Raw genomic sequence first — 24,192 nt, 5'->3', positions numbered from 1 at the left:
GCATTTCAGGAGACTGCACATGCCCCGGTTCGCCGCCAACCTGACCTTGATGTTCACGGAGGTTCCCTTCCTCGACCGCTTCGGCAAAGCCGCCGAAGCCGGGTTCGAGGCCGTGGAATTCCTCTTCCCCTACGACTTCGACCGCAACGAGATCGCCGAGCGCCTGAAGCACTACAATCTCACCCAGGCCCTGTTCAACATGCCGCCCGGCAACTGGGCGGCGGGCGAGCGCGGCATGGCGGCGATCCCCGGCCGCGAGGAGGAGTTCCGCAAGAACCTCCAGACCGCCCGCGACTATGCCCTGACCCTCAAGGTGCCGGTTCTCCATGCGATGGCCGGCATCACCCGCGATCTCGACCGCGCGGCGTGCGAGGAAACCTTCGTCGCCAACATGCGCCACGCCGCCGACACTCTGGCCGGCGACGACATCACCGTCCTGATCGAGCCGCTGAACAGCCGTGACATCCCCGGCTATTTCGTCGCCCATCAGATGGACGCGGTCGGCTGGGTCGAGAAGATCGACCGCCCCAACGTCGCGGTACAGCTCGACCTGTACCACGCGCAGATCATGGACGGCGACCTGACCCGCCTGATCGAGCGGATGGGCGAGCGCATCGGCCACGTCCAGATCGCTTCCGTCCCGCTCCGCAACGAACCGGACGGGGGGGAGACCAACTACCCGCACCTCTACGAGACGCTGCACAGGGTCGGCTACAAGGGCTGGATCGGCTGCGAGTACAATCCGCGCAACGGCACGGAAGCCGGTCTCGGCTGGTTCCAGCCCTATCGCCGACGGAGCTGAGCGGACGGCGATGGCCAAGGCGCCGATGATACCGGCGGAGCGGCAGAGCTTCATCGCGTCCCGTCTGGTCGGGCGGGGCGTGATCAGCATCGCCGAACTAACCGACATGCTGGGCGTGTCGCACATGACGGTGCGGCGCGACATCCAGCAGTTGGAGCGGGAAGGGCAGGTCATGACGGTGACCGGCGGCATCTGCCTGCCGGAACGGATCTCCAACGAGCCGTCGCACCTAGTCAAGGCCCGCCTTCAGCACGCCGAAAAGGCCGCCATCGGCCGCGTCGCCGCCGGGCTGATCCCGGCGGACGCCGTCGTCTACCTGGACGCCGGCACGACCACGCTGGAAATCGCCAAACTTCTCGCCGACCGGGATGATATCAAGGTCGTCACCAACGACTTCGTCGTCGCCGCCTTCCTGGCCAAGAATTCCGCCTGCCGGCTCTACCATACCGGCGGGGAGGTCGAGCGCGAGAACCAGTCCTGCGTCGGCGACACCGCCGCCCAGGCCATCCGCCGCTTCAACTTCGACATCGCCTTCCTCTCGACGTCGAGTTGGGGCATGCGCGGCGTCTCGACCCCGGCGGAAAACAAGGTTCCGGTCAAGCAGGCGATTGTGCAGAGCGCCGTCCGCGCCGTGCTGGTCACCGACAGCAGCAAATACGGCAAGGTCGGCACCTTCAACGCCGTCCCGCTGGAAGCGCTAAGCGCCATCGTCACCGACGCCGGTCTCGCCGACAGCGTCCGCGAAGCGATCTGCAAGACCGGCATAGCGGTGCATATCGCGGAGTGATCTCCGCCACACCACCATAATCAATTCCACCGCATTGGGAAGTTCACCCATGAAACTCGTCGTCACCGGCGGCGCCGGCTTCCTCGGCGCCCGCCTGATCTCCACCTTACTCTCCGATCAGCCGCCCGCCGGGTTCCCACAGTTCTCCTCGATCGTCTCGGTCGATCTGGCGGCTTGCCCGGTCGATGACACCCGCGTCCAGTCCGTCATCGGCAACATCGCCGACGCCGCCTTCGTCAATTCCGTCATCACACCCGACGTCACCGCGATCTACCATCTCGCGGCCGTCGTCAGCGGGCAGGCGGAAGCCGAGTTCGACGTCGGCATGGCCGTCAACCTCGACGGCACCCGGACGTTGCTGGAAGCCGCCCGCAAACTGCCCAATGCTCCCCACTTCGTCTTCGCAAGCTCGCTCGCCGTGTTTGGCGGCAAGCTGCCCGACGTGGTGCCGGAAGACATCGCCGTCCTGCCGCAGTCGTCCTACGGTGCGCAGAAGGCAATGGGCGAGCTGATGGTCAACGACTTTTCCCGGAAGGGCTTCATTGACGGCCGGGTCTGCCGCCTGCCGACCATCGTAGTGCGTCCGGGCAAGCCCAACGCCGCCGCGTCTTCGTTCGCCAGCGGCATCATCCGCGAGCCGCTGGCCGGCATCGACAGCGTCTGCCCGGTGCCGACCGGCACCCGCCTGTGGCTGTCCTCCCCCGCCACCGTCATCCGGAACCTGATCCATGCCGGCGCCGTGGACGGCGACAAGCTTGAAGGCCGCCGCACGCTCAACCTGCCCGGCATCTGCGTGACCGTCGCCGAAATGCTCGCCAGCCTGGAGCGGATCGGCGGCGCGGAAACCCGCGCGCACGTCACCCTGGCGGAAGACGAGCGGATCAAGAAGATCGTGCTGAGCTGGCCCGGCGACTTCGACGTGTCGCGGCCCCTGTCCTTGGGTTTCACCCGGGACCAAGATTTCGACAGCGTCGTCCAAAGCTACCGGCAGGACCAATTGCGCTGACCCAACAGCGTTCGCGCTTAAGCAATCAATAAGTAAAGCCCAAGGAAGTACGTCATGAACGACGCGGTATCCGCAGTCGGTCCAACGGCCATCTATGGCCTTGCCTTCGCAATCTTCATCCTGATCGTGCTGGTGCTGCGCACCAAGATCCACCCCGTCCTGGCTCTGGTCATCGCGGCGTCGATCTCCGGCATGTCCGCCGGCATGGCGCCCGATGCGGTCGTCAAGTCGATCACGACAGGCTTCGGCGCCACCCTCTCGACCATCGGACTGGTCATCGGCTTCGGCGTCATGATGGGCCGCATCCTGGAGATTTCCGGCGCTGCGGAACGCATGGCGCTCAGCTTCGTCCGCTTCCTCGGCGAGAAGCGGGAGGAATGGGCGATGACGGCGACCGGCTACATCGTGTCGATCCCGATCTTCTGCGACAGCGCCTTCGTGATCCTCAGCCCGCTCGTCCGCGCTCTTTCCCAGAACACCGGCAAGTCGCTGCTGACGCTCGGCATCGCCCTGGCCGGCGGCCTGATGCTGACCCACCACGCGGTTCCGCCGACTCCCGGCCCGCTCGGCGTCGCCGGTATCTTCGGGATCGACATCGGCCTGATGATCTTCTGGGGCGTCGTGCTGACCCTGCCCAGCACCTTCGTCCTGATCTGGTACGCCCGCTTCATGGGGCCGCGCATCGAGGCGATGATCCAGCGCGACACCGGCGAGACCCTCAGCGTCGCCTACCAGCAGTTCGCCGAGGCCGAAAAGGCCCGTTCGCCGGAACTGCCGCCGCTGTGGCTGTCGGTCATGCCGATCGTCGTCCCGATTGTCCTGATCTTCGTCAACACCCTGATCGGCGGCATCGTCAAGGCCAGCGGCGATACCGCGCTGGCATCGGCCGCCTGGGTCCAGATCGTCGCCTTCGTCGGCAACCCGGTCATCGCCGTCGGCCTTGGCGTCGTCGTAGCGGTCTACGGTCTGGCGAACCGCCGTCCCCGCAGCGAAGTCATCGCGGAGATGGAAAAGGGCGTCGAGAGCGCCGGCATCATCCTGCTGGTCACCGGCGCAGGCGGCGCGCTGGGTGCGGTGCTCCGCGACAGCGGCACCGGCCAGTACATGGGCGAGCTGGTCGCGACCTTGCCGCTGCCGGCTGTGCTGATCCCGTTCGTGATCTCCTCCCTGGTCCGGCTGATCCAGGGCAGTGGCACCGTCGCGATGATCACGGGGGCGTCGATCTCCGCGCCGATCCTGATGCAGATCCCTGACGTCAACATGGTGTTCGCGGCCCAGGCGGCGGCAATCGGCTCGATGGTTTTCGGTTACTTCAACGACAGCTATTTCTGGGTCGTCAACCGCATGCTCGGTGTTAAGAATGCCAAGCATCAGATGCTGACATGGTCGGTCCCGACCACGCTCTGCTGGGGCACCGCCATGGTCACGCTGCTGATCGCCGACGCCGTCTTCGGCTGAGAATTCCAAGGGAGGAGAGAACCGGATGATGAGGGAAAACCAAGCCCGTGAAGTGCTGTGCCGGATGGGCGACCTTTTGTACCGGCGCGGTCTCGTTCACGGATCGTCGGGCAACCTCAGCGTCCGGCTCGACGACGGCTGGCTGGTGACGCCGACCAACAGTTCGCTGGGGACGCTAGACCCAGCCACCATTTCCCGTCTGGACGCGGAAGGCCGCCACGTCGGCGGCGACCCGCCATCGAAGGAAGCCTTCCTCCACACCTGCGTTTATGATGTCCGCCCGGATGCCGGCGCCATCGTCCACACCCACTCGACGCACTCCGTCGCCGTGTCGTGCCTGGACCACAAGCCGGGCGCTCCGGTAATCCCGCCGCTGACGGCGTACTATGTGATGCGGGTCGGCGACCTCGCCCTGGTCCCATACTACCGCCCCGGTGACCAGCGCCTCGCCCTGGCGGTGCGGGATGTCGCGGTCAAGCACGCGGCAGTCCTGCTGGCGAACCACGGTCCCGTGATCGCCGGCAAGACCCTCAACGACGCGCTCTACGCTCTGGAGGAACTGGAGGAGACGGCCAAGCTGCATTTCCTGCTGCATGGCCACCACACCAGACCGTTGACGCCCGAACAGGTCGCCGAACTCGGCGTCGTCTTCAAGAGCTGATCACTCGGTCCTGAAGACCGGCTCGACCACGATGGGGAAGTTGACAGAGTTGGCGATGAAGCATTTCTCGTGGGCTTCATGATGCGCCTTCAGCACCGCCGCCTCGTCGCTTCCCGGCGCCAGCGTCACCTCGGGACGCAGCGTGACGCCGGCGAACCGGCCGCCGCCCTCGGCGTCCTCGACCATCGTGCCCTCGGCATGATCGACATATCCCGTCACGACGATACCGCCTGCGGAACACAGGTGCAGGTACCAGAGCATGTGGCAGGCCGACACCGATCCGACCAGCAGGTCTTCCGGATTGTAGCGCGCCGGGTCGCCCCGGAACGACGGATCGGAGGAGCCGGGGATGACCGGCTTGCCTTCCGCGACGATGGTATGAGCCCGCTGATACGTCCGGTAGCCGGAGGTTCCCGATCCTGTGTTGCCGGTCCACTCCACCGTCGTCGCATAGGAATGCTCTTTACCGGACATGCCGCCCTCCAGCGCCTTCAGTCTCGGCGCGCAGAGTAGTTCCGGAACATATCGAAGTCCACGTCGCAGCGGACGCTTATCAAACCGGCATCGGCCATCGCTCGCTCGATGATCTCGGGCGGGACGCACCGGTCGATGGTTTCCCAGTAATACCGCATCAGCCGCATGCCGTCCGACCCGCCGCCGGATACCCTGGAAATCAGCGGCACCAGCCCACCCAGATAGGCGTGGACGGCGTGCCGGACCATCGGGCGGGTAGGGCGCGCGATCTCGAGCAGCAGGACGGTGCCGCCGGGCCGAAGCACGCGCCGGAACTCGCGGAACGTCCCGGTCAAGTCGGAAACGTGGCGCAGCGCGTAGCCCATCGTGACGAAATCGACGCTGGCGTCGGCCAACGGCAGGGACTCGGCGGTCCCTTGCACCAGCGGGATGTCCAGTGTCCGGCGTGCTTCCCGCAGCATGCCTTCGCTCAGGTCGAGACCGATGACGAGGCCCTGGGGGCCGGTGATCGCGGCGGCCTGCCGCGCCACCAGACCCGTGCCGACCGCGACGTCCAGCACGCGATGACCCGGCACCAAGCCGGCGCGCACCAGGGAGTGCTTCCGGTACCAGTTGCCGGATCCGATGGAGAACAGGCCGTTGATGCGGTCGTAATGATGGGCGGTATCGTTGAAGAGCGAGCGGACGAAGCCGGCCCGTGCGTCCTTTTCGCCGTAGAACTCCGTCATGACAGGATGCGGCTCGACCGGCGCCCTTCTCAGGGTCTTCTCTTCAGCGTCCAAGACCAGTGACTCCATGATCCGCCGCCAGAACGCGCCGGACTATTCGACTGCCTCAAAGTGCGATGCGCATTGTGGGTGGCTAGTAATCGGCGATCAAGCCGATTCCCAACTTCTCGATCCGCTTACCCTCCTCGGATATTCGAGGTTCCGAACGGCTCGATAGTACCTATTATGACTTTCGGTTAGTTTATAGGCCTAACGGGATTGACCGGATTTTGCTTCTGGTCGCTTCTCGGGCAGTTTTGGTAAAAGCTGCACCTATCCAAGCCTTCACGGGTCAAAGCCCTCGCGGGCCGGCGGCAAACTGGAAAGCGGTCAAACTGATGGTATCGACAAATCAGCAATTCGATTGCGACGTTCTGGTCGTCGGCGGCGGGCCTGCCGGATCGACCGCTTCGGCTCTGCTGGCGGGGAAGGGCCACAAGGTCATCCTGCTGGAGAAGGAGCGGCATCCCCGCTTCCACATCGGCGAATCGTTGTTGCCGCTCAATCTCCCGTTGCTGGAACAGCTCGGCGTGCTGGAAGAGGTCGAGCGGGTCGGCATGCTGAAATACGGTGCCGAGTTCGTCTCGCCCTACCACAACAAGGCGGTTACCTTCGACTTCGCCAAGGCTTGGGACAAGGGCAAGCCCTACGCCTTCCAGGTTCGCCGGTCGGAATTCGACCATATCCTGATCCGCAACGCCGCCGCCAAGGGCGCTACCGTCGTGGAAGGCTGCAAGGTCACCGGGGTCGAGTTCCCGGAAACCGGCGGCGCCGTCGCGACCGCCCGGGACGAGGACGGCGGGACCCGTACCGTCCGTGCCCGATTCCTTGTCGATGCCTCCGGTCGCGATACGCTGCTGGCGTCGCGCTTCGGCATCAAGAAGCGCAACCGCAAGCACAACAGCGCCGCGATGTTCGGCCACTTCACGGGCGCGCACCGGCTGCCTGGCAAGGCGGAGGGCAATATCACCGTCTTCTGGTTCGACCACGGCTGGTTCTGGTTCATCCCGCTGGCGGACGGCACGACCAGCGTCGGGGCGGTCTGCTGGCCTTATTACATCAAGTCGCGCAAGACCGACCAGACGACATTCTTCAAGGACACGATAGCCTTGTGCCCGGCGCTGGCGGAGCGGCTGAAGGACGCCGAGCTGACCGGACAGGTGACAGGGACCGGCAACTTCTCCTATCAGGCCGACCGCATGACCGGGCCTGACTACCTGATGCTGGGCGACGCCTTCGCCTTTATCGATCCCGTCTTCTCGACCGGCGTCTATCTCGCGATGAACAGCGCCTTCCGGGGGGCTGACGCCGTCGATACCTGCCTGCGCCATCCAGAAAAGGCGGAACTTGCGCTGAAGAACTTCGACTCCGAGATCCGGCGCGGCATCGGCACCTTCTCCTGGTACATCTACCGGGTGACGACGCCGGCGATGCGCAACCTGTTCATGGGGCCGCGCAACGTCTTCCGGGTGGAGGAAGCGCTGCTGTCGCTGCTGGCCGGCGACGTCTTCCGCCCGTCTCCCATCCGCTCCAGGCTGCGTATATTCAAGGCGATCTACTACATGAACGCGGCGCTCGACCTGAAGGCCAATGTCCGCGCGTGGCTCCGGCGCCGCCGCAACGTCCGCGTCGCAACGGGTGAGGTCACATGACGATGCGGGACGGCGCGGCTGAGCGGGCCGGCTGGACAGCCGCCCGCCCGGCCGGGCCGGTCCGCATGGTCTGGGAATACGTCCTGTTCTACGGGCTGCTGCTGTTTTTCGGCATCGTGTGTCTGGCCTGGAACTTGCCGGCTACCGTGCTGGACGCGGTCCTGCCGCGCCGATACGGGCGTCCCCTCAGCCGCTTCATGATCCGCCTCGGTTTCCGCACCTACCTGAATGCCATGAAGGCTTGCGGCATCCTGAAATGCGACCTCGGTGCGCTCGATGCGCTGCGGGGCGAAGGCGGGCTGGTGATCTGTCCCAACCATCCATCCCTGCTGGATGCGGTGTTCGTGCTCTCGCATCTGCCCAAGACAGTCTGCATCGCCAAGGCCAACGTCTACGACAACCTGTTTCTCGGCAGCGGCGCCCGGATGGCGGGTTATATCCGCAACGACGCGGCGACGGCGCTGGTGAAATCGGCAGCCCGCGAGGTCGGGGACGGACACCAGCTCCTGATCTTCCCCGAGGGAACCCGGACGGTATCCGCGCCGGTCAATCCGTTGAAGGGCGGCTTCGCCTTGATCGCCCGGCATGCCGGCGTGCCGGTCCAGACCGTGCTGATCGAACCTAACTCCCGGTTCCTCGGCAAGGGCTGGAACTTCTTCCACAAGCCCGAGTTTCCGCTGGTCTACACCGTGCGGCTCGGACGCCGGTTCGAGCCCGAGGCCGATGTCCGCGCCATGGTGCGTAAAGTCGAAGACCACTACCGGGCCGAGCTCCGTTCATGACGCCCTCCAAGACGCATATCGTCCTGATCCCCAGCTACAACACCGGCGCTAAGGTTTTCGAGACGGTACAGGCGGCGCGCAGCCAATGGGACCCCGTCTGGGTCGTGGTCGATGGCAGCACCGACGGCACCGGCGAAGCGTTGCTGCGCATGGCAGAGAACGATTCCGGCCTGCGCGTGCTGGTCCTGCCGGAGAACCAGGGAAAAGGCTCCGCCGTCCTTCACGGTCTTCGGCAGGCCGAAGCACAGGGCTTCAGCCATGCCCTGACGATGGACTCCGACGGACAACACCCGGCGGACCTGATTCGGCGCTTCCAGCGAACTTCCCAGGACAATCCCGATGCGCTGGTGCTGGGAGTTCCGGTCTTCGCCGCCGATGCGCCGCGCCTTCGGGTCGGCGGCCGCAAGATCTCCAACTGGTGGGCCAATTTGGAAACTCTGTGGGGCGGCATCGGCGACAGCCTGTTCGGCTTCCGCGTCTATCCCATCGCGGAACTTCGCGCAGCCATGGAAGCCAACCACTGGATGCGCCGCTTCGACTTCGACCCGGAAGCCGCCGTCCGGCTGTGCTGGAAGGGCCTGCGCCCGATCAACGTCCCGGCTCCCGTCCGCTACTTCCGTCCGGAAGAAGGCGGAGTCTCCCACTTCAACTACTACCGCGACAACGCGCTGCTGACCTGGATGCACACCCGCCTGATGCTCGGCTTCATCGCCCGCCTGCCGCTGCTGACATGGCGGCGGGTGAAGGGAAGCCGGCTCAGATCATCGCCCCGTTGATCGAGATCACCTGTCCAGAGATATAAGCCGCGTTATCGGACGCCAGGAAGCCGACCAGATCGGCGACCTCTTCCGGCTTGCCCGCCCGCTTCATCGGGACCATCCGCTTGACCGTTTCCGCGTCGAACGCCTCCGCCGCCATAGGGGAGGCGATGATGCCGGGAGCCACGGCGTTGACGGTGATGCCTCGTGGCGCCAACTCCAGCGCCAGCGACTTCGTGGCGCCGTGCAGGCCGGCCTTGGCCGCCGCATAGTTGGTCTGCCCCCTGTTGCCAGCCACGGCGGCCACGGAAGACAGGTTGACGATCCGCCCCCAGCGCGTCCCGATCATCGGCATCAGCAGCGGCTGCGTTACGTTGAAGAAGCCGTTGAGCGACACGTCGATCACCCGTGTCCATTGCTCGCGTCGCATGCCCGGCATGACGGCGTCGTCGTGGATGCCGGCGTTGTTGACCAGCACCTGGATCGGTCCGGCTTCCAGCAGCATCTCCAGCGCCGCCGCCGACGCGTCCGCGTCGGTCACGTCGAATGCGACCGCTTCGGCCGAGCCGCCGCCGGCGGCGATTTCCCGCGCCAACGCCTCGCCCTGGGCGATGCCGTGGTTGGCATGAACCACCACATGACAGCCGCCGACCGCAAGCCTGCGGCAGATCGCCGAACCGATCGCGCCGCTGCCGCCCGTCACCAGAGCCCGCCTCACGGCACGCCCGCGTCGATCACGACCGCCGCACGCCCGCTCAGCAGCTCGCGGCCGCCGGCGCGGACCATGAAGCTATAAATCACGCTGCTTCCTTCGCCCATCAGCCTGTCCGCTTCGATAATCAGGTCTTCGGCCACATCATCCAGCCGACCGACATGGCAGGTCAGGTCGCGCACGCTAGCCAGATAACCCGCCGCCGGACGCTTGCCGCCGCCGGCGAGGCCGCCATGCACCGCCATCGCCTGAGCGGCATACTCGACGCCGCACACGGCGGCGAGACGCCCGCCGTCCAGCAAGGGATTATCCGGGGCGCGGTGGCTGATCGCCGTGCAGCGGATCGACGCGTCATCCCAGGCCACGACGCCATCGAGCAGGCACATGGTACCGGCATGCGGGATCAGCCGCGCGATGTCCGCCTTGGTCAGCGGCATGACGGCGTCACTTCCACGGTGATACGGCTGCGCGGGCTGAGTTCCAACTCGACCGAAGCAGCACGCTCGCCGGCCAGCGCCGCCAGCAGCGGCAGCCCCCTGCCAGCGGGGTTGCCGGTCCGCAGAACCTCAAGCTCGGGATCGGCCATGCGGGTCGGCTCGGCCGTCCCCCGGCTCAGCGCGATATTGAGCTCCGCGATCGTCCGTTCCGTTGGCTCCGGCGTCAAGACAAGCGCGATCCCAAGCGGCGCCACGATCCGGCGGACTGCGGCCAGCGGCTCCGGATAGGGTAGGTCGTAGGCGATCAGCGCCACGACCCGTTGATCGACCACGACCTGCGTGACAGCCTCCAGTAGCCCCGCCTGGAAGCTCTCGTCGTCGCGGCACAGGCTGGTAGACGGCTCCCGGCAGCCGGTCGCGATGCTCCAGTAACCGGCGGGCGCGTTATGGACGGAGTTGTGGAACCGCGTCGGCGACAGTTCGCGATCGGTAGAGGCCAGCGTCTCCAGTATGTTATGCAGCGTGTCGGGATCGCCGCTGGACGAGGTAAAAACCGTGGCGACCCCAGTGGGATCGCGCCCCGCACCTGCAATCGCTTCCGCACCAACCGCCATGGCAAGCCTGACCGTGGGCACACACCGGCGGCGTTCCGCCGGCGGGAGCAGGGCACTGGCGGTCAGGGCAGCCGGCGACGGGACATAAGGCGACCGACCCGCCAGCACGCTCCGGCCAGCATTCCAGCCGCATAACCCCGGCCCGAGCAGACCCACGGCCTCGACGAAGACGCGCATCAGGCCGCCCACCCGAAGATCAGGCTGCAATTGGTTCCGCCGAAGCCGAAGGAGTTGGTCATGACCCTGTCCATCGCGGCGCTCTCGTTCACCAGCAGGTAGCGGCTCCGCAGTGCCGGATCGAGCGTCCGGGTCTGCGCGCTGCCCGGCATGAACCCCGACTGAAGGCTCAGGATCGAAATGACCGCTTCGACGATCCCGGCAGCGCCCAGCGTATGCCCCGTATAGCCCTTGGTCGAACTGCACGGCGTATCGGCGCCGAACAGTTCGGTGATCGCCCGGTCCTCGGAAGCATCGCCGTAAGGCGTCGCCGTCCCGTGCAGGTTGACGTAGCCGATATCGTTGGCTCGCAGCCCGGCGGCCCTCAGCGCGCCTTCCATGGCAAGCCGGGCGCCCAAGCCTTCCGGATGAGGCGTGGACATGTGATAGGCGTCGTTGCTTTCACCGACCCCCAGCAGCCGGATGTCGTCCCGGCGGTCGTCCGGCCCAGCCCGCTCCAGCAGGGCGAAGCCGGCGGCTTCCCCCAGCGACACGCCGTCCCGGTCGATGTCGAACGGCGCGCAGGGCCGCTTCGACACCAGTTCAAGCGAATGGAAGCCGTACAACGTCGTCAGGCACAGCGAGTCGGCGCCGCCGACAACGGCGGCGTCGCAGACGCCCGCCTGGATCATCCGCGCCGCATTGCCGAACACCTTCGCCGTGGTCGAGCAGGCGGAGGATACGACGAACGCCGGCCCCTCCAGCCCCAGATATCGTCCGACGAAATCGGCCAGCGACGACGTGCTGTGCGTCGCCGCGAAATCGTACGAAGCGGGCAGGGCGCCGGTCTGTGGATCGCGATGCCGGTAGGCCTGTTCGGAACTCAAGATGCCGGATGTGCTGGTGCCCAGGAACAGGCCGATCCGGTGCGCGCCGTACTTCTGGACGGCACACTCCACCGCCGCCGTGAAGCCGTCGCTGAGCAGCGCCATATGCGCCAGCCGGTTGTTCCGGCAGTCGAAGTTCGCCAGCCGCTCCGGAATTACGGCATCGTCCACACCCGGCACCTCGCCGACAAACGTATCCAGATCGACCGTCTCGAACGTGCAGGGTCTCAGTCCGCTGCGCCCGGCCCGCAGAGCCTCCAGCGTCGCATCCCGCCCGATGCCGAGGCTGTTCACGACAGTCGCATGTCTTACTGTAAGTGGCTGCAAGTCCAGAATCTTCACGGCTGCGAGAGAGGGGGCGGGTCCACCGGACCGCGACGGTTAAAGAGCGAAATGGTCCGGATGGCAAGCCGTTCAATGGAAGGGTTCCACAGGCGAAGCCGGCGCTACCGGCGTAGCGCCACGAACAGGACGTTGCCGAACGGCGTTCCCTCGCTCATCGGGCGGGCTTCCACCGTGAAGCCCACCGCCTCCAGCAAAGCCTGCCATTCCCGCGCGTGCCGGTACCTGAGGGATTGCCTGATCTGGCCGCGCGACCAGCACGCCAGCTTTTCCGCCCAGCGGGTGACTTGGAAGGGCAATCCGGCTCCGGCATCCGCCTCCCGCAGCACCAGTACGCCGCCGGGGCCGAGCGCCTCGGCGCACCGCGCCAGCACATGGCGCTGGTCCGCGTCGTCCAGGTAAAGCAGCACGTCCAGGATCACGATGGCAGCACAAGCGGGAAGCGGCGCATGGCGTATATCGCCCCTCTCCACCACCGCGCCGCCGTCCAGCGCTTGTCCTGCCACCTCGGCCCGCCGCCGGCTCAATTCGACGCCGTGCAGCTTCAGCGATGAGGGCGGCGCCGGCCACTCCCCCGGCCAGTCGCCGCGCGCGTGGCAGGCACCGGCCGCCCGAAGCAGCGCCATCAGCACGCCCTGCCCGCAGCCCAGGTCGAACAGCACGCCGGCGGAAGGCAGCACGCCGCTGCTCAGCAGGAACCGGAACACCGGATCGCCCCACAGCTTGCCGCGCGCGAAGTGCCAGGCATAGCGCCCGCTTCGCCGGTACGGTTCCGCCGCCGCCTCGACAAGTGCCGCGAACTCCCGGTCAGTCATCGGCCACCGCCTCCAGCGACACCGCCGTCAGGCCGCGTTCGGCCAAAGCCTCGAGCAGCACTGGCAGGACCGCGAGGACGACGGGAACACCCTCGGCCGTCCGCGCCGCCGACCCGTCGTGAAGCATCAGCAGGTCGCCGGCGGCGAGGCCCCGAGTCAGACGGCCAGCCACTGCCGCCGGGCTTCGCCACACCGTGTCGAAACCGCGCCGCGTCCAGGTGGTCAGCCGCAGCCCTTCGCGGCACAGAACGGGTTCCAGCAGCGGATTGCGCAGACCGGCCGGAGCCTTGAAGAACCGAGGCCGCCTGCCGGAGAGCTCCCCGATCACTTGTTGCGACTTGGTCACTTCCCTCCGGAGCGCCCGCACCCCGAAGGTCGAGAACGCCGGAGAATGCCGCCACGTGTGGTTCTCGACCGTGTGTCCGCCCGCCACGATGTCCCGGACAAGACCGGGATGCCGGGATGCCCTTTCCCCGATGCAGAAGAAGCTGGCCTTGGCGCCGTAGCTGTCCAGCAGGTCGAGCACCGCCGGCGTCACCGCCGGATCGGGACCATCGTCGAAGCACAGGCCGACTTGACCAAGCCGCGCGTTCCGCTCCGGCATCCGCCGCAGGTTCGGGCCGAGCAAAGTGCTGCGCGGCCACAACCCCGCCGCCGTCAGCAGCAGGTGATTGCCGGCCACCGCCGCGATCCCCCATGGCCACACGGCGGGCATCGCTATGACGCCCAGCGCCGCTGCGGCATGGAGCGCCACCGAACCACGGATAGCCAGGGAGGGCGCCCAGCGCTCAGCCATGCGCCGCAGCCTCCCGTGGGCCGCTGAGGATGGCCGAAAAAACCAGGCTCAGGAAAGCGCCGACCGCGACCGTCATGCCGATCCCATGTAGTACCGGAATACTGGAGAACGACAGCGTGCCAAAGCCGATCACCGTGCAGAGATTGGCGATGGCGACCGAACTCACCGTCCGCTCGCGCAACTGACCGGAGGGCTCCGGCCGCTCGAACAGCAGCGAGTAGTTCGACCCGACGCCGACGACCAGCAGCAGCCCGACCAGATGGAAGATGGAAAGCTGCTGTCCCGCCGCCGTCAGCAACGCCACTGTAATCAGCACGGACGCCGCCAGCGGAACGACCACGCCGTTCAGCGACCGCGCCGACCGCAGGCTGACGGCCAGCAGCGCCACGATCGCGACCCCGCCCGCCAGCGCCAGCATCAGGGCCTCCTGACGATAGGTACGGTAGAGCGAATCCGACTCCGTCTTCAGGTCCAGCAGCACCGCCTTGCCGCGCAACGCCTCCCCCAGCGCCTGTGGATCGGAAACACCCCGCAATGGCAACATCGCGGCCCAGCCGTCGCCGTTCCTCACCAGCAGGCTGTCCAGCCTCAGCAGCAGCGACGTTCCTTCCAGGCTTTCGCGCTCCAGCAGCGGCGCGTTCCTGGCGGCCTCGGCATCCTTCAGGAACGGCTCGAACACGTCGGCTCGGAACGGCAATCCCTCCGACGCCCGCTCAAGATCGGCGCGCAGACTGTCCGGTCCCGGCAGAGCTTCCTGCCGCGCCCGCTGCGCCGCCTTGGACGGCAGATAGTTCGCCGGCGACTCATAGCCTGCAAGCGCGCCGGCGGCGATCATGCCGCGAAGTGGCTCCTCCAGCGCTTCCGCAGCCGCCAGGGCCACATCCTGATCCACGGCGCTCACCACCAGAAGGTGACCGGGATCGGGAGCGCCGATATCGCCTCGCAACCGCTCGTCCATGTCCTGGTCGGCCTTGGAAACCGGGCTCAGGCTGGCAAGCTCGCCGCTCCAGATATCGCCGCGCTGGAACGCCAGCCATCCCACCGACGCGACCACCGCCACCAGCAGCAGCGGGCGCAGCCGAGGCGCCGCCGCGACGAAGCGCATCAGGACTGGCCCCAGCCACCTCGACTGGGCCGTCGAGAACCGCGCGGGCAGCAGCACCGGCAACACCCAGCGAGTCACCGCCAGCGCCACGATCAGCCCGACAATGGAGAACAGCCCAAGCTGCGCCAGTCCGCTGAAGCTGGACAGCAACATCGTGCCGAAACCCACGACCGAGGTCAGCATGCCCAGCAGCAGCGTCCGCCAGATCCTCGGCAGCGTCCGGTCCGCCCGCTCGCCCGGCATCGTCTGGGCGAACAGGTAGATCGCATAGTCCACCGTCTCGCCGAGCAGCGTCACGCCGAAGCCCAGCGTGATGCCATGGACTGTCCCGAACCCCAGGCTGACCGCCGCGATCCCCGCCAGCGCCCCGCTCGCCGCCGGCAGCAGCGACAGCGCCAGCACGCGCGGCGACCGGTAGACCACCAGCAGCACCCCCGCCACCAGCAAGGTCGCCAGGATCGACGATCGCTTGACGTCGGCCTCTATCGTGTCGCGGGTCGCGACCGAGAATACCGCCGGCCCCGTCATCACCGCCCGCACCGGCCCGGCCTCGGCCACCGCATCCCGGATGCGCTGGATGATCGCTGCCTGCGCCGCCATGTCGAACCCCGCCGCCCTGGTCTGGACCAGCAGCAGCGCCCGTCCGCGATCGGCGGAAAACCAGACGCCGTCCCGCGTTGCCGGCCCGCCGCCGCCTCCGGTCAGGCGGTCCGTCAGGTGAAGGATCTCCGCCGTCGGATCGTTCGGCAGCGCCCGCTTCAGGAACATCCCGCCGGGCGATTGCAGCAGCCGCAGATCCTCTTCCAGCGCCGCGCGCAACCCCTCGGCGGTGAACCTCTCCGGCGTCACCGCCGAACTCAGCAGATAGCGGTTGTTCCAGACATAAGCCCGGTCCGCTTCCAGCCCGGTCCCGTCGCCGTTGGTGACCGCCGCTATCGCGCCGTCCTGCCGCAGCTTCGCGGCAACCTCCCGGCTGGCCTTCGCCAGCACCTCGGGCGGCGCTTCCTCCAGCCCGACCAGGATCAGCCGGGAAACCACGCCGTCGCGCAACTGGTCCACCAGCAGGCGCTGCTCCGGCGAGGGCGAACCGGGCAGGAAGGCGGAAAGGTCGGCGGTAAATTCGGAGCGCGCGATCACCAGTGCGCACAGTACCAGCCCCGCGATCCAGACGATCAGCGCCCAGCGCCGCCCAATGCTCCTCATCAAGGTTCCGGCGTGATCGTCATGACGGAACGGTCGCCGTCCGTCTGGTAGACCGCGACCTCCCCGATCTTGTTCCGCTGGCCTGAGATTACGATCAGCCGGACCATCTCCCGCACATCCGCCCCGAGCGGTGTCAGTTGCAGCGTCCAGCCGTCCTGCACCCCCTCCAGCGCCACGTTATAGAAGTGCCGCAGGGTAGGGAGGTCGCCGGCCAGAGTGGCGCGGATGCTCTCCACATAGGCCTCGATCTCCGGCATCGACGACAGCGAAACGCTCCGCACCGTGCCGTCCGCCTGGGTCAGCGTCAGCTTGTCGCCCTCGACCTTCAGGCTCTCCGACCTTGGCTTCTCCGTCCGCTTCTCGACCTTGTCTGGCCGCTCGTAGGACAGCGTGCCCGACGATTCGACCGGCTCCTTCAGCAGACTGACGAAGCCCTTCTCGACGAACCTAGCCTTGTCCGACCGCACCTCCGCGAGCGACGCCATCAGGTCCGCGACGCCCCACTCCGCCGCCCAGGCGGGTCCGATCGGCGACAGCGCCAGCATCACCGCCAAAGCCGCTGCGGCACGTCTCATGTCATTTCCAGAAATCATAGAAGTTGAACCAGTTGTAGGGCGACAGCCGCGCGAAATGCTCCAGCCTCTTGGCGAAACGGCCGGCGGCCTGCCGCACCTCGCCGGCCCGCTCCGGCGTCGTAACAGTCGAGAAATCCGCAAGTTGCTCGAAATGCACGTCGTAGCGCCGGCCGCCGCCATACAGCCCGACCATCAGCACAACAGGCCGTTTCAGCAGGGCGGCAAGCTGGAACGGCCCCGTCGCGAAACTCGCCGGCTCTCCCATGAAGGGCAGGCGGATCTCCCCCTCGCCCTCCAGCGTCCTGTCGCCCAGCATCCCGACGAAGTCGCCGCGGTCCAAGCTCTCGCGCACCTTCAGCATGCTGTCGGGCCTGCCCAGGGCGATGACCTCCAGCGCCAGATCGGGGTTGATGGCGCCCAGCACCGAGTTGATCTTGCGGGCGTTCTCCTCGTACATGACGAGGCTGACCTTCAGCCCCGGCTGCTTGCGTCCCAGCGTCCGGATCGCCTCGAAACTGCCCATATGGCCGCCGAGCAGCAGACACCCGGTGCCGCGCTTCAGCATCTCGACCGCGACCTCCTCGCCATGGACATGGATATCGAACTGCTCCGTCTGGTCGTTCAGGAAGAAGACGCGGTCCAGCAGGCAGGCGGCGAAGACATGATAATGCCGGAACAGATCATTGAAACCCGGACGCTGCCCCAGCGCCCGTTCCAGGAACTTCGCCGACGCCCGGCGCGGCTTCCGCGAGAATACGACGAAGTACAGACAGATCGGATACAGCAGCAGCCGCGCCGCCGGCCTTCCCAGCCGCAGCGCCACCCAGACGATGAGGCGGATGGCGGCGACGCTGCTCCGCTCCGGCCTCGCGACCCACTCCTTGCCCCCGATCTCCTCTGCGCCAGCCAGCGCCCCGGCCTTTTCCGCCTCAACCGCCACCTTCATCGCCGCACGCTGCCCGTCAGCACCGGCCGTTCGCCGACCGCACAGTCGAAACGGATCGAATCGCCCTCGTTCCAGCGGATCGACATCACGTCCCCCGGACGAACCGGATGGAGGAACTTGGCCGACCGGACCTCGCAGGCTCCGAGTTCGCCACCAAAGACAACCCGAAGGACGACGTCCAGCAGCACGGCGCCCGGTATCACCGGGTTGCCGGGAAAGTGGCCCGCCGCCGTCGGATGGTCGACGGGGAAGGCGTGTTCGATCCGATGGGGCATTCTGGGCCTACCCTATTTCCCGAGAAGCCGCTGAATCGCCTCGGCGGTCAGCTTGCCGGTGGCGTTGCGGGGCAGGGCATCGACGAAGTGGAGCGGACGGGGCAGGAAAGCCGGTTCGATCCGCTCGCGCAGCCGCGCCAGCAGCGTTTCGGCTGTAAGGTCAGGCGCCACCACGAAGGCAGTCAGCCGCACCGTCCCCCCACCCTCGCGGACGCCTTCCGGCATGACGAACACGCCGTCGCGGACACCCTCGATCGAGTTGAGATGATGGTTGAGATAGGCCAGAGAACTGCGCTTGCCAGCGATGTTGACCTGATCGGCCGACCGTCCATGCAGGATGAAGCGGTCGGGCGCGTTCAGTTCGATGACATCGGCCAGCAGCGTTTCCCCCTTCAGGAAATCGCCCGACGCCCAGGTTCCCTCGTCGTCCTGCCGAAGCCGGATGCCCTCGATGCACCGCCATTCCGCAGACAGCTTGGGACGCCGGACCGCCACCTGTCCCGTTTCCGAACAGCCGTAGATCTCGTACAGCGGCGCGTCGAACATCCATTCCGCCTCGCTCGCAAGCTGCGGCGCCAGCGGCGCCGTGGCGCATAGCAGGAAGTCGACCGCTGGCAGCCTGCCGCCGTCGGCCAGCAAGGTCTTCAAATGAACCGGAGTCGTCACCAGCATTCGCCGGCCGGGCAACTCGTCCAGGGCCGCCGCGATGTCGCCGGGATAGAACGGACGCTTCGCCTGCAAGGCCATGCCGTGCTGAAGCGCCAGCAGGATGACCGATTCCAGCCCGTACATGTGCTGGTGCGGCACCGTCCCGACAAGGAAAGCCCCTGCCAGTTCGGCCATGCCCAGGGCAGCACCTTCGCCATGGACGCTGCGCACCAGCGTTCCCCAGGTCTTTACCTGCGGCATCGGTTGTCCCGTCGATCCCGACGTGAAGGCGATGGCGGCCACCTGATCCTCGGGAAAGGATGGGATCTCCCGCATGCCGCCGCCGGATGGCGGCTCAGGGACCTGGACGCAGGTCATTCCCTCATAGGCTACGCCTGCATCCGTCAGGCAGACCGCACCCGGATAGGCCTGCGCCAGTTGGCGCAGCATGACTGGCCTGTCGTTGGGCGGCAGCAGGCTGACCTGCTTGCGCATCAAGGCCGCCGCAAGACCTGCCGCGAAGTCGAACCGGTCGGTACAGAGATTGACGATATGGTCGCAGTCGGGCAGGGCCTCAGCGAGCGCCGCCGACGTGGCCAGAAAGCGGCATACGTCGATTCGCTCGCCGTTGCGCCAAGCCATCGCAGCGCCGGCATCGGCGTAGCGCATCAGCGGAAGCGTGCTCATGCGGCGTCCCTGGAGCCGGACTGCTGCTCCTCCATGAACACCCGGACGATGTCCAGGATGCTGCCATGGGGATAGTTCCAGAACAGATAGAGCCTCCAGCAGTATTCGACCGCGAACATCGTCAGCAGCAGCGGCAGATCCATGACGTTGACGAAGAAAGACCAAGTCTCGTCGGTCGCCGTAGCCAAGAGAACCAGCGAACCGGCCAGCTGCGCCCCGCAGAACAAGCACCATGCCCAGGTGACTCGGCGGGTGTAGATCTCCATCTCCGGCGTCAGGTAACCCCGCACCTTGCGCGCGATTGCCGTGATCAGGGGCTCGCGACCCGCAGCCAGCGAGTTCCCGAACAGAGCCAGCAATCCTAAATAGATCATGGCATGGCTGATGCCCGACGCCGCCAGCAACCCGTCGCGCGCGGAATACCAGGACGTGACGGCAAGTCCCGCCACGCCGATCAGCGCCATCCATCGGTAACGCTTGGCCGTCCGCGCCAGTGCCAACCCGGTGACACCGGCCTGGACCAACGCGAACACCGTCGCCGGCCCGGTGCCTGCGCCGGACACGACAGCCGTATGGATCAGCACAGGATACAAGCCAAGAGCCAGCAGCCCGGCGCTCAACCCGGCCCAAGCCGCCGCCGGTTTCATTACGCTGCTTTGAGGTGCTGGATATGGTTGCTCAAATGGCGCAGCGAGGAGAAGATCCTGACATTGCTCTCGTCGTCGGAACGCAGCTTCACGCCATGGGCCTTCGAGATTGCCAGCGCAATCTCGAGCATATCGATAGAATCCAGCCCCAGCCCCTCGCCGTACAGCGGCGCGTCCGGATCGATGTCTTCCGGCGAAACCTCAAGATTGAGCGTGTTGACAATCAAGGTTGCCAACTCAAGTTCGGGTCGAACCATCGAATTCACTTCACCCATCATGCCCTGCGCCAGTTTTCAGTCAGTCTACTGCAAAAACATTTAGTGCTTACGTGCTAATCCCAAAGGTATAGGCCTCACACGTTCGCGAAGAGTAGCGAGCTTTCCAGATCGGAAGATAACGTTATTTAGTCTGCTTTGTCACCAGCCGCGTGAACCCTTGAAATGTCCTATTACGGATTCTCCGAAGGCGCGGTAATTTAGCTTCACAGATCCAATCCGAAGGAGAATTCCGGTGAGACGTGTCATCCCCCTCATCCTCGCCCTGGTGAGCTCGGTGGCACTGTGGACCCTGCCGGCATCAGCCGAGCGGGTCGTCCGCTTAGGCGTGCTGAACGACGGCTCCGGCCCTTATTCGGACCTCTCGGGCCGCAAATCCGTGATCGCTGCCGAACTGGCGGTGGAGGATTTCACCGCTGCATCACCGGACGGGCGGGAACAGGTCAAGGTCGAGATCGTCTATGCCGATCACCAGAACAAGGCCGATATCGGGGCGGAGATCGTCCGGCGCTGGATCGACAGCGAGCATGTCGATGCCGTCGTGGATGTCCCCAACACGTCGGTCGCTCTGGCCGTCAACGAGATCATGCGGGCGAGGGACCGGGTGTTCCTCGGCTCCAGCGTCGCCTCATCCGACCTGACCGGGCCGAAATGCGCTCCGACCACCGTGCAGTGGACCTTCGACACCTGGGCGCTGGCGCACGCGACCGGATCGACCGTGGTCAAGCGCGGCGGCGAGAGCTGGTTCTTCCTGACGGCAGACTACGCCTTCGGCCAAGCGCTGGAGCGCGACGCGTCGGCCGTCGTGCTGGCGAGCGGCGGCAAGGTCCTGGGCGGCGTCCGGCATCCCCTCGGCACGTCGGATTTCTCCTCCTTCCTGCTCCAGGCGCAGGCTTCGGGCGCCAGAGTCATCGGCCTCGCCAACGCCGGCAACGACGCGGTCACCGCGATCAAGCAGGCGCGCGAGTTCGGCATCCTGCGCGACGGCCGCTCGCTGGCGGGTCTGCTGGTCTTCCTGTCCGACGTCCACAGCCTGGGCCTCGAAGCGGCGCAGGGCCTGCTGCTGACCGAAGCCTTCTACTGGGACCTGAACGACGCGACCCGCCGGTGGAGCCGCCGCTTCGCCGAGCGGTCGGGCGGTACGATGCCGACGATGAACCACGCGGGCGTCTATTCCTCCGTGCTGGCGTGGCTGAACGCGCTGGCAGAGACCGGTCCGGACGCGGGCGGCACGCGGATCGTCGATCGGATGAAGCGCGATTCCATCGACGACCCGCTGTTCGGCCCCGTGACCATCCGCCCCGACGGCCGCGCGGTCCACGACATGTTCCTGTTCGAGGTCAAGGCTCCCGGCGAATCGACCGGTCCGTGGGACTATTACAAGCTGGTTTCCCGCATCCCAGCCAACCAGGCTTTCCGCCCGATGGCGGATGGCGGCTGCCCTCTGGTCGGCACTCCGGTCAAATGACATGTCGGGCTGAAGAGGCCCGACCTACAAAAGCACGCTCACGTAGGTCGGGCCTCTTCAGCCCGACATTGAACGCCCCAGGCCGGTCGATGCTTGATACCAGTGGAGTAATCAACCCTCTACCGCTTCCCCATCCTTCTCCCGTTCGGCCGGGACATGTGGGCCCAGGCTTCGCCGGTTGTGCTCGACGGTGAAGACGTGGCTGTACAGGTTGGCGATCCACTGCTTGCCGGAACTGGTCAATTCCAGATACCGCAATCCCGCTCCAACGAACGGCTCGATCCTGGTCCAGAAGAATTCCGGGTAGAAGTCCACGATGTCGGCTGGCGACTTGTACCCCAGCCGATCCGCCACGCCAGTTTCCTGGAACTCGTAGAACAGGCCGGTGATCTTCCGCATATACATCGGGTCAGCCAATTGCCCGATCAGATCGGCCGCCCTGACCAGCCCCGCTTCGGTATCGACCGCAGCGTGGTCGCTGTCGTCCGGCACGGGAAAGCGCGTCAGCTCGATGCTGCGCGTCACCCGCTCCACGTCTAGGTCGTGGTAATCCGCGAATCGTGCCCGAACGAAGATCTTGGATCTCTCGACATGGTAGGGCGCCAGGAACGCGTCCGTCGCCCCCCTCGGCAGGAGGATTGAGTTCCCGGCCTGATCGATCACGCAGGTATCCCGCTCGTCGCCCGGACACACGCCCCGGACATACCCGATGTCGTGGGTCAGCAACGCCAGCAGGAAATGTTCCCAGTCCTCGGGTGTCACCCGCTGGGTGATGATCCGTCCGCGCAGGATATCCTGTCCGACCAGCGTCACCATGATCGTGTGGTGGACGTCATGATAGAGCGCATCGCTGTTGGCGATCCGCTCCACCGCCAGCCGGGCGGAGGCCGCCAGGAAGTCGGCGCGCTGCGGTTCCCTGCCGCCGAATGTGTTGTAATAAGCGGCGGAGATCTCCTGCCCGAAAGCCTCCGCCGTCAGAGTGGTCAGGTCGAACATTGGCCAAATTCCCACGCGGTGAGATGCTTCAGGTTGTCATTCCAGGGAATGATATACCTTGAAACACTGGTCCGGGGATGGGAAGTCCGGCTGTCGTCCTTAAAATACCAGCGTCAAGCGGCTACCCAATTCTTATGGACTCGCGCGGTCTCATCCTTGACGAAGCTTTCCTCGTCGTCGTAGGGCGCCAGCAGGCCCATGTCGTCGACCAGCGCGAAGAACGCGGGGGGAGGGCGCTTGCCCGCTTTCCGCAGCACTAACGTCGTCAGTATCGGTGTCGCTTCCTCGAAATCGTATGTCGTCAGCGCCGCCAGGATCGTCGCGACCGCCTTGGCGTTGGCGGCCTGGGCGGTGCCCGACAGCGGCAGCTTCACGGCAGCCGCCACGTCGGCGACGGTCACCGACCCGCCCTCTCGCGCCACGCCGGAAAGATAGTCGTAGGCGTCGATCGTCCTGCGGATGGTCTTGTCTTCCCGAAGCTCCGCCAGCAGGCTCGCATTGTCGGGAAAGCGCCGGGCGAGACGCAGGGCCAGTGTCAGCTTTGGGACCATGATTGCTCCTCTGGGTAGGGATCCGGCTCGATCGAGCCAGGATTCGGGACGATCCCCGCAGGGGAGCAAGAGGCATGCCGGTATCGAACCGGCGCTTTTCGGATCAGCGTCCGTACGGATAGCAGCGGGTGTTGAACGAAACCTTCAGGTGCCGGGCCAGGATCTCGAAGTCCTCGGTGAACTCGGGAAACGGCGAACGGTTGCCGCGCGCGACACCGATGTCGATCCGTCTGGGCTGGGTCATGGCGGTGGATACCGGCTCGGCATTCCGGTCCCTGAGCGAGAAGAAGCGAGCTTCGGCAAAGTCCCCTTTCGGCACCGACCGCCGGTCGGTGATGTGCTTGGCAAAGTACTTGGACACGGCGTGGTCCATGCGGAAGCTTTCCCAATCCGCGGTCGGCTGGTCGATCAACTCGACCCAATATCGACCGCCTACGGTCGAAAGAAACATCCCTCACCTTCCTGGTTCTGACATTCCCGCTTTAGTCGCCTGCGGCAATCGCCCGCAGTATACGGGTTCACTGCGACATATCCCCCTCCTGAACGTTATTGGATCACAACGAGTTCAGGAACAGGAAATGCAGGAAATACGGCTCATTCGAGCGGCCAAGGCGCTTGGCGACATGCAACTTGGCACTAAGCACGAGATCGGTGAAATGGACCAGTTCACCTTGCGGACATACCTCGAGGAGATGCTCGTGGACGAAGCCAGTTCCGACGTCGATATCGATCAGGTGCTCCGGAAAATGGTCGAGATCGCAGTGACCACCTATAACAGCGACGATTGAGTTGTTTGGATTTCGACGATCATACCAGTCGAATTTAGTATTGGCCGGTCAGGAGCGTTAATGTCGGGCTGAAGAGGTCCGACACTAACGCTCCTGACATGGCGGAACTTTCCAGATCCTAT

At 65.9% G+C, this 24,192-nt stretch carries 28 protein-coding genes; 10 read left to right on the top strand and 18 right to left on the bottom strand.

All coding sequences use genetic code 11. The annotated features are described in order from the left end of the window. The first annotated feature begins 19 nt into the window (after window positions 1–19). From otnI to otnC, 5 genes are read left to right on the top strand one after another with little or no spacing between them, the layout of a single operon-like run. Window positions 20–802, top strand: a complete 783-nt coding sequence (gene otnI / locus N826_RS27820; RefSeq protein ID WP_044434176.1) for a 2-oxo-tetronate isomerase — start codon at window positions 20–22, stop codon at window positions 800–802. Window positions 803–812: 10 nt separating this feature from the next. After that, the gene (locus N826_RS27815) at window positions 813–1,589 is read left to right on the top strand and encodes a DeoR/GlpR family DNA-binding transcription regulator (protein WP_244619658.1); all 777 of its coding nucleotides are present in this window, start codon (window positions 813–815) and stop codon (window positions 1,587–1,589) included. 49 nt (window positions 1,590–1,638) lie between these two features. Next, a complete protein-coding gene (gene denD / locus N826_RS27810; protein ID WP_044434174.1) occupies window positions 1,639–2,595 on the top strand; it encodes a D-erythronate dehydrogenase in 957 nt (318 codons plus the stop codon). Between the two features lie 54 nt (window positions 2,596–2,649). Next, window positions 2,650–4,053 carry a GntP family permease gene (locus N826_RS27805; protein ID WP_044434173.1) on the top strand — a complete coding sequence of 468 codons (1,404 nt, stop codon included), beginning with the start codon at window positions 2,650–2,652 and terminating at the stop codon, window positions 4,051–4,053. Window positions 4,054–4,078: 25 nt separating this feature from the next. Then, window positions 4,079–4,714, top strand: a complete 636-nt coding sequence (gene otnC, locus N826_RS27800; RefSeq protein ID WP_084721236.1) for a 3-oxo-tetronate 4-phosphate decarboxylase — start codon at window positions 4,079–4,081, stop codon at window positions 4,712–4,714. On the opposite strand, the gene N826_RS27795 is transcribed toward otnC, so the two are convergent. Both N826_RS27795 and N826_RS27790 read right to left on the bottom strand, forming a co-directional pair. After that, window positions 4,715–5,188 (bottom strand): OsmC family protein, encoded by a 474-nt coding sequence (locus N826_RS27795; protein WP_044434171.1) that lies wholly within the window; start codon window positions 5,186–5,188, stop codon window positions 4,715–4,717. 17 nt (window positions 5,189–5,205) lie between these two features. Continuing rightward, window positions 5,206–5,985 (bottom strand): class I SAM-dependent methyltransferase, encoded by a 780-nt coding sequence (locus tag N826_RS27790; protein ID WP_044434169.1) that lies wholly within the window; start codon window positions 5,983–5,985, stop codon window positions 5,206–5,208. Window positions 5,986–6,293: 308 nt separating this feature from the next. Here N826_RS27790 and N826_RS27785 point away from each other — a divergent pair, with 308 nt between their 5' ends. Genes N826_RS27785 through N826_RS27775 form a run of 3 tightly spaced genes read left to right on the top strand, consistent with a single transcriptional unit; the run spans window position 6,294 to window position 9,165 of the window. After that, the gene (locus tag N826_RS27785) at window positions 6,294–7,607 is read left to right on the top strand and encodes an NAD(P)/FAD-dependent oxidoreductase (RefSeq protein ID WP_044434167.1); all 1,314 of its coding nucleotides are present in this window, start codon (window positions 6,294–6,296) and stop codon (window positions 7,605–7,607) included. Further along, window positions 7,604–8,389 (top strand): lysophospholipid acyltransferase family protein, encoded by a 786-nt coding sequence (locus N826_RS27780; protein WP_211099401.1) that lies wholly within the window; start codon window positions 7,604–7,606, stop codon window positions 8,387–8,389. The genes N826_RS27785 and N826_RS27780 overlap by 4 nt, the downstream gene beginning before the upstream one ends. Next, entirely contained in the window at window positions 8,386–9,165 is a 780-nt protein-coding gene (locus N826_RS27775; protein ID WP_044434165.1) for a glycosyltransferase family 2 protein, read from the top strand. The genes N826_RS27780 and N826_RS27775 overlap by 4 nt, the downstream gene beginning before the upstream one ends. Here N826_RS27775 and fabG read toward each other — a convergent pair. The 13 genes from fabG to N826_RS27710 form a co-directional block, all read right to left on the bottom strand. Next, a complete protein-coding gene (gene fabG, locus N826_RS27770; protein WP_044434163.1) occupies window positions 9,146–9,865 on the bottom strand; it encodes a 3-oxoacyl-ACP reductase FabG in 720 nt (239 codons plus the stop codon). The two genes, N826_RS27775 and fabG, sit on opposite strands and share 20 nt — an antisense overlap. Beyond that, complete coding sequence (locus tag N826_RS27765) at window positions 9,862–10,296, bottom strand: hotdog family protein (RefSeq protein ID WP_044434161.1); 435 nt, start codon at window positions 10,294–10,296, stop codon at window positions 9,862–9,864. The genes fabG and N826_RS27765 overlap by 4 nt, the downstream gene beginning before the upstream one ends. Next, window positions 10,287–11,117: a beta-ketoacyl synthase chain length factor gene (locus N826_RS27760; RefSeq protein WP_211099400.1), complete on the bottom strand. Its 831-nt coding sequence runs from the start codon at window positions 11,115–11,117 to the stop codon at window positions 10,287–10,289. Before N826_RS27760 ends, N826_RS27765 begins: the two co-directional genes overlap by 10 nt. Beyond that, window positions 11,087–12,247 (bottom strand): beta-ketoacyl-[acyl-carrier-protein] synthase family protein, encoded by a 1,161-nt coding sequence (locus tag N826_RS27755; protein WP_244619657.1) that lies wholly within the window; start codon window positions 12,245–12,247, stop codon window positions 11,087–11,089. The genes N826_RS27760 and N826_RS27755 overlap by 31 nt, the downstream gene beginning before the upstream one ends. A gap of 152 nt (window positions 12,248–12,399) precedes the next feature. Further along, window positions 12,400–13,110: a class I SAM-dependent methyltransferase gene (locus N826_RS27750; protein WP_044434157.1), complete on the bottom strand. Its 711-nt coding sequence runs from the start codon at window positions 13,108–13,110 to the stop codon at window positions 12,400–12,402. After that, window positions 13,103–13,906, bottom strand: coding sequence for a polysaccharide deacetylase family protein (locus N826_RS27745; protein WP_044434155.1), 804 nt, complete (start codon window positions 13,904–13,906; stop codon window positions 13,103–13,105). The genes N826_RS27750 and N826_RS27745 overlap by 8 nt, the downstream gene beginning before the upstream one ends. Continuing rightward, window positions 13,899–16,214, bottom strand: a complete 2,316-nt coding sequence (locus N826_RS27740; protein WP_044434153.1) for an MMPL family transporter — start codon at window positions 16,212–16,214, stop codon at window positions 13,899–13,901. Before N826_RS27740 ends, N826_RS27745 begins: the two co-directional genes overlap by 8 nt. Next, complete coding sequence (locus N826_RS27735; protein WP_052832170.1) at window positions 16,214–16,789, bottom strand: outer membrane lipoprotein carrier protein LolA; 576 nt, start codon at window positions 16,787–16,789, stop codon at window positions 16,214–16,216. The genes N826_RS27740 and N826_RS27735 overlap by 1 nt, the downstream gene beginning before the upstream one ends. 1 nt (window position 16,790) lies before the next feature. Continuing rightward, window positions 16,791–17,735: a lysophospholipid acyltransferase family protein gene (locus N826_RS27730; protein ID WP_084721235.1), complete on the bottom strand. Its 945-nt coding sequence runs from the start codon at window positions 17,733–17,735 to the stop codon at window positions 16,791–16,793. Continuing rightward, window positions 17,732–18,010: an ApeI family dehydratase gene (locus N826_RS27725; RefSeq protein ID WP_044434149.1), complete on the bottom strand. Its 279-nt coding sequence runs from the start codon at window positions 18,008–18,010 to the stop codon at window positions 17,732–17,734. Before N826_RS27725 ends, N826_RS27730 begins: the two co-directional genes overlap by 4 nt. 12 nt (window positions 18,011–18,022) lie before the next feature. Beyond that, complete coding sequence (locus tag N826_RS27720; RefSeq protein ID WP_044434147.1) at window positions 18,023–19,345, bottom strand: AMP-binding protein; 1,323 nt, start codon at window positions 19,343–19,345, stop codon at window positions 18,023–18,025. Continuing rightward, complete coding sequence (locus tag N826_RS40580) at window positions 19,342–19,992, bottom strand: COG4648 family protein (protein WP_052832169.1); 651 nt, start codon at window positions 19,990–19,992, stop codon at window positions 19,342–19,344. The genes N826_RS27720 and N826_RS40580 overlap by 4 nt, the downstream gene beginning before the upstream one ends. After that, window positions 19,992–20,270 carry a phosphopantetheine-binding protein gene (locus N826_RS27710; RefSeq protein WP_280178483.1) on the bottom strand — a complete coding sequence of 93 codons (279 nt, stop codon included), beginning with the start codon at window positions 20,268–20,270 and terminating at the stop codon, window positions 19,992–19,994. Before N826_RS27710 ends, N826_RS40580 begins: the two co-directional genes overlap by 1 nt. Before the next feature lie 232 nt (window positions 20,271–20,502). Here N826_RS27710 and N826_RS27705 point away from each other — a divergent pair, with 232 nt between their 5' ends. Then, on the top strand, window positions 20,503–21,735 hold the full coding sequence (locus N826_RS27705; protein WP_044434145.1) for an ABC transporter substrate-binding protein: 1,233 nt from the start codon (window positions 20,503–20,505) through the stop codon (window positions 21,733–21,735). Between the two features lie 111 nt (window positions 21,736–21,846). On the opposite strand, the gene N826_RS27700 is transcribed toward N826_RS27705, so the two are convergent. From N826_RS27700 to N826_RS27690, 3 genes are all read right to left on the bottom strand, one after another. Continuing rightward, window positions 21,847–22,731, bottom strand: coding sequence for a hypothetical protein (locus N826_RS27700; protein ID WP_044434143.1), 885 nt, complete (start codon window positions 22,729–22,731; stop codon window positions 21,847–21,849). Between the two features lie 113 nt (window positions 22,732–22,844). Then, the gene (locus tag N826_RS27695) at window positions 22,845–23,282 is read right to left on the bottom strand and encodes a hypothetical protein (RefSeq protein WP_044434141.1); all 438 of its coding nucleotides are present in this window, start codon (window positions 23,280–23,282) and stop codon (window positions 22,845–22,847) included. Window positions 23,283–23,385: 103 nt separating this feature from the next. Then, the gene (locus tag N826_RS27690) at window positions 23,386–23,733 is read right to left on the bottom strand and encodes a hypothetical protein (RefSeq protein ID WP_044434139.1); all 348 of its coding nucleotides are present in this window, start codon (window positions 23,731–23,733) and stop codon (window positions 23,386–23,388) included. Between the two features lie 127 nt (window positions 23,734–23,860). Here N826_RS27690 and N826_RS27685 point away from each other — a divergent pair, with 127 nt between their 5' ends. After that, window positions 23,861–24,070: a hypothetical protein gene (locus tag N826_RS27685; protein ID WP_044434137.1), complete on the top strand. Its 210-nt coding sequence runs from the start codon at window positions 23,861–23,863 to the stop codon at window positions 24,068–24,070. Window positions 24,071–24,192 lie beyond the last annotated feature (122 nt).

Source organism: Skermanella aerolata KACC 11604, assembly GCF_000936425.1.
Lineage (GTDB): Bacteria > Pseudomonadota > Alphaproteobacteria > Azospirillales > Azospirillaceae > Skermanella > Skermanella aerolata.
This window is presented reverse-complemented; position numbering and strand designations above follow the sequence as displayed.

Bases quoted from the DNA above. Each gene is read 5' to 3' on its own strand.
- otnI (WP_044434176.1), top strand. From the start codon at position 20: ATGCCCCGGTTCGCCGCCAACCTGACCTTGATGTTCACGGAGGTTCCC.
- N826_RS27815 (WP_244619658.1), top strand. From the start codon at position 813: ATGGCCAAGGCGCCGATGATACCGGCGGAGCGGCAGAGCTTCATCGCG.
- denD (WP_044434174.1), top strand. From the start codon at position 1,639: ATGAAACTCGTCGTCACCGGCGGCGCCGGCTTCCTCGGCGCCCGCCTG.
- N826_RS27805 (WP_044434173.1), top strand. From the start codon at position 2,650: ATGAACGACGCGGTATCCGCAGTCGGTCCAACGGCCATCTATGGCCTT.
- otnC (WP_084721236.1), top strand. From the start codon at position 4,079: ATGATGAGGGAAAACCAAGCCCGTGAAGTGCTGTGCCGGATGGGCGAC.
- N826_RS27795 (WP_044434171.1), bottom strand. From the start codon at position 5,188: ATGTCCGGTAAAGAGCATTCCTATGCGACGACGGTGGAGTGGACCGGC.
- N826_RS27790 (WP_044434169.1), bottom strand. From the start codon at position 5,985: ATGGAGTCACTGGTCTTGGACGCTGAAGAGAAGACCCTGAGAAGGGCG.
- N826_RS27785 (WP_044434167.1), top strand. From the start codon at position 6,294: ATGGTATCGACAAATCAGCAATTCGATTGCGACGTTCTGGTCGTCGGC.
- N826_RS27780 (WP_211099401.1), top strand. From the start codon at position 7,604: ATGACGATGCGGGACGGCGCGGCTGAGCGGGCCGGCTGGACAGCCGCC.
- N826_RS27775 (WP_044434165.1), top strand. From the start codon at position 8,386: ATGACGCCCTCCAAGACGCATATCGTCCTGATCCCCAGCTACAACACC.
- N826_RS27765 (WP_044434161.1), bottom strand. From the start codon at position 10,296: ATGCCGCTGACCAAGGCGGACATCGCGCGGCTGATCCCGCATGCCGGT.
- N826_RS27750 (WP_044434157.1), bottom strand. From the start codon at position 13,110: ATGACTGACCGGGAGTTCGCGGCACTTGTCGAGGCGGCGGCGGAACCG.
- N826_RS27745 (WP_044434155.1), bottom strand. From the start codon at position 13,906: ATGGCTGAGCGCTGGGCGCCCTCCCTGGCTATCCGTGGTTCGGTGGCG.
- N826_RS27740 (WP_044434153.1), bottom strand. From the start codon at position 16,214: ATGAGGAGCATTGGGCGGCGCTGGGCGCTGATCGTCTGGATCGCGGGG.
- N826_RS27735 (WP_052832170.1), bottom strand. From the start codon at position 16,789: ATGAGACGTGCCGCAGCGGCTTTGGCGGTGATGCTGGCGCTGTCGCCG.
- N826_RS27730 (WP_084721235.1), bottom strand. From the start codon at position 17,735: ATGAAGGTGGCGGTTGAGGCGGAAAAGGCCGGGGCGCTGGCTGGCGCA.
- N826_RS27725 (WP_044434149.1), bottom strand. From the start codon at position 18,010: ATGCCCCATCGGATCGAACACGCCTTCCCCGTCGACCATCCGACGGCG.
- N826_RS27720 (WP_044434147.1), bottom strand. From the start codon at position 19,345: ATGAGCACGCTTCCGCTGATGCGCTACGCCGATGCCGGCGCTGCGATG.
- N826_RS40580 (WP_052832169.1), bottom strand. From the start codon at position 19,992: ATGAAACCGGCGGCGGCTTGGGCCGGGTTGAGCGCCGGGCTGCTGGCT.
- N826_RS27710 (WP_280178483.1), bottom strand. From the start codon at position 20,270: ATGATGGGTGAAGTGAATTCGATGGTTCGACCCGAACTTGAGTTGGCA.
- N826_RS27700 (WP_044434143.1), bottom strand. From the start codon at position 22,731: ATGTTCGACCTGACCACTCTGACGGCGGAGGCTTTCGGGCAGGAGATC.
- N826_RS27695 (WP_044434141.1), bottom strand. From the start codon at position 23,282: ATGGTCCCAAAGCTGACACTGGCCCTGCGTCTCGCCCGGCGCTTTCCC.
- N826_RS27690 (WP_044434139.1), bottom strand. From the start codon at position 23,733: ATGTTTCTTTCGACCGTAGGCGGTCGATATTGGGTCGAGTTGATCGAC.
- N826_RS27685 (WP_044434137.1), top strand. From the start codon at position 23,861: ATGCAGGAAATACGGCTCATTCGAGCGGCCAAGGCGCTTGGCGACATG.